At 73.2% G+C, this 3,246-nt stretch carries 2 protein-coding genes; both read right to left on the reverse strand.

Annotated features, from left to right (window positions below; genetic code table 11):
* A partial coding sequence (locus BEK98_RS47490) for a lipase family alpha/beta hydrolase (protein WP_143684303.1) occupies positions 1-1,228 on the reverse strand: 1,228 nt, incomplete at its 3' end.
* A 63-nt stretch (positions 1,229-1,291) separates the two neighbouring features.
* The coding region (locus BEK98_RS49450; protein ID WP_167444470.1) for a WD40 repeat domain-containing protein at positions 1,292-3,246 on the reverse strand (1,955 nt) is incomplete at its 5' end.

Raw genomic sequence — 3,246 nt, forward strand, 5'->3', positions numbered from 1 at the left:
AGACGAGACGGGCCTCCAGGAGCAGGCCGGGGTCTTCGGAGACCGCGGTCACCGGGAGGGGGGTTCCGGCGGTCACGGCCTCGGGAACGTCGATGCCGAAACCCGTGCCCAGCATCTGGTAGGGGCGGTGGTCCAGCGCCTCGTAGCGGTCGTGCAGCTGGCGCTGGAGCAGGGCGTCGTTGGGCAGAGCCGTATGGCCCAGACGGAACCAGTCGACCCGGGCGCCGTCCTCCCACTCGGGCGGTGTGGCCGACAGACATGGCACGGTGCCGTCCCCCTGCCAGCGGTCCTTGTCGCCGAAGCGGTCCGCGTAGGTGAGGGATCCCGCCGACAGGCTGAGCGCGACGTCGGTCGGCTCTCCCTTGCCGCCCGAGGCGAACACCCGGTACGGGGCGGGACGGCCGGCCAGCAGATCCTCGGTGGTGTTGCGGCGCAGCGCCTCGTCCAGTTCGCGGCGGAAGGCGAAGGCGTCGTCGACCATGGCGCTGTCGAGATCCGGGAGAGGCACCGCGTCCAGGCGCGTTCCCGCGGCGTGGTCTGTCACGCACCTGTAGGTGGGCAGGAGCTGGTGGACGGACGGCATGGTGCGCGCGGCTGTCACGAGGGCTTCACGCAGCCTGGTCCCGATCCCGAGGAGCTTTCTGCCGGACAGTGTGCCGGTGAGGATGCGTACCGCCTTGACCGCGCCCGAGTACGGTGTGCCGATGGTGACCAGTGACCGGGCGGTTTCCCGTCCGCCCAGCACCTCGAGGTAGTAGCGGGTGACCAGACCGCCCATGGAGTGGCAGACGAAGACCACCCGGGGTTCTTCCTCGTCGCCCGCCGCCCGCCGCTCCTGGCTCCACCGCTGGAGTTCGCGGCCCACGAACTGCTTCAGGAGGGTGGCGGAGTGCCGGTTGGACAGCCGCCAGTCGTAGGGAAAGACGGCGACGCGGCCCTCGGCCAGTTCTCCCAGATGCCGGGCCAGTTCCCGGTAGGCCACGTGGGGCAGCAGCCCGGGATAGATGCGGGGTTCCCGCAACAGGCCGGCGGGCGTCAGGGCGTGCGGCCCGTCGGGCGCCTCGTCGCCCAGTTGGGGTGGCAGTGCCATGCGTTCGAAGAAGTGCTCGATGCCCGCGGCCAGCCTGCCGCCGACGCCGAGCGACAGGTTCCACACGTCGTGACCGTCCCCGTCGCGCAGGACACTTCCCATCACTCCGGGTACGAACACCACAAGGTCGTGTGCCACCTGCTGTCTCTCCTTCACTTCGTCCACTTCGTCCGCTTCGTCGCTTCGCGGGGGTGAGGGGGTTCATGCCGAGGCGGTGCCGCCGGGCGGGGACATTGTCAGGACGTCCATGCGTTCCAGGCCCACTGACGCCACTATGAGCCCGGAGCCTTCCGGCTCGGGCTGTGCCATCACCTGGTAGACGGCGAAACCGCGGTCGGGGACGCCGGGTGTGGCCCGCTGCCCGTGTGCGTCCCACAGGTGCAGTTCGTGGGAGGCGTCGGCGGCCAGGACCAGTACGCGGTTGCCCGGCAGGCTGCGGCAGACCAGGGAGCGCACCGCCGTCACCGTCGTGCTGAGCGGGCGCAGTTCCATGGTGCCCCGGGGCGTCTCCCGCGCGACGAAGACGCCTTTGTCGGTCGCCACGGCGACATGCCGGTGTCCGTCGTCGTCGTGTGTGCCGGACAGGGCGCGCACGGGTGCCCTCTGCGACGGTTTCAGCGGCACCGGGGTGCCGGGCTCCTCCCCGTCCCACAGCCATACGGTGTCGCCCGCGCCGGCGAGCAGGAAGGGGCGGCCCGTGGGTGATTCGACGAAGGCAAGGGTGCGCACCATGTCGTTGGGTACGTGCAGGGGCGGCAGGGCGGTGGCGGAGCGTACGTCCCAGCGGCGGATATGGCGGTTGTCGGCGGCGAAGACCTGTACGGCCTGGCGGGTGGCCAGCGCCACCGCCCCCACTGTGCCGTCCTCACCGGGCGCCACGGGCAGCGTGGTCGCCGAGCCGTCGTCGAGCCGGCGGACGACGACGGTGGGCCCGTGTGCGGTGCTCCGTCCGCCGGCCGCCAGCCACAGCGCGCCCGAGGTGTCGGCGCGCAGGTCCACCGCCTTGTGGGCGGCGAGTTCCGACGTGTCGTGGACGACGCGCCCCCGCAGGTCCCACACCCGCACGGTGTCCCGGGCGGCGAGCGCCACGGCGCCCTCACCGGGAGCGGTGCGCACGAGGGCTCCGGCATGTTCCATGCCCGGCGCGGGCAGTCCCGCGCGGTCGGCGGAGGAGGAGGCGGTGTCCGCTGCCGGGCCGTGTTCCCACACCTTGACGCGGCTCCCGTCGGCGACGGCCACGCGGCCGCGCCCGCCGCGCCCGCCGCGCAGGACGGTGACCGAGGTCGGCCGGGACCGGTGTCCGGTCAGCGGGGCGAGCTCGTGGCGGGCTTGAATGGACCACTGGCGGATCCGCCCGCCGTCCACCGCGAGGAGCAGCGGTTTCGCGGAGTCGGTCAGGGCGACGGTCGCCCCCGAGGGGTGCCGCAGGCGGGCGGTGAACACGCACTGGGACCGCAGCTGTTCGCCGTCGTCGAGCCGCCACACGCGAACCTGCGGGCTCGAGGTGGTGACCGCGGCGACCCAGGGACGGTCGCCTTCCGTGGTGACGGCGAGGCACTCGACGCGGCCGGCTTCGGAACCGAACCCGCCGCGGCACGCGCCGGTCCACGGGTCCAGGGCGGCCACCCCTTGTGCGCCGCCGACCAGCAGGCAGGGCGAGCCCCCCACGGTGGTGACGGCCGTGGCGAACACCTGCCCCACCCGGCTCTTCCAGAACCCGCGGTGCCGGGGCCGGCCCTCGCGCCACTCCCACACGGCCACGTGGGTTGCGAAAGCAGTCGCGACAACCTCCCGGCCTGCCGCGATCCCCACGGCCACCGCGCTGACAGGCGCCGCCCAGCCGAACACGTGGACGTGTCCCAGGCCGTCTTGCGGCCAGACCAGGACGCGTTCGGCGTCCGCCGCCACCGCTGCGATCCCGCACTCCCGCGCGGGAGCGGCCAGCGCCGTCAGCCGATGCGTCGCTCCACCGAGCGCGGCGGGCACGTAGCCGCGCACGTGGTCGGGCCGGCCACCGGTGCTGCTCCAGTGCCACAGGCGTTCACCTGCGGCGTAGAGGCCGCCGTCCGGGCTCGCACACACCACGAGGACGTCTCCGAACGGCAGCCGCAGGGTGCGCTCGGGGGCGGAACGCTCGGCCGTGGTCCACTGGTCCG

It is taken from the genome of Streptomyces diastatochromogenes (assembly GCF_002242805.1).
Lineage (GTDB): Bacteria > Actinomycetota > Actinomycetes > Streptomycetales > Streptomycetaceae > Streptomyces > Streptomyces diastatochromogenes.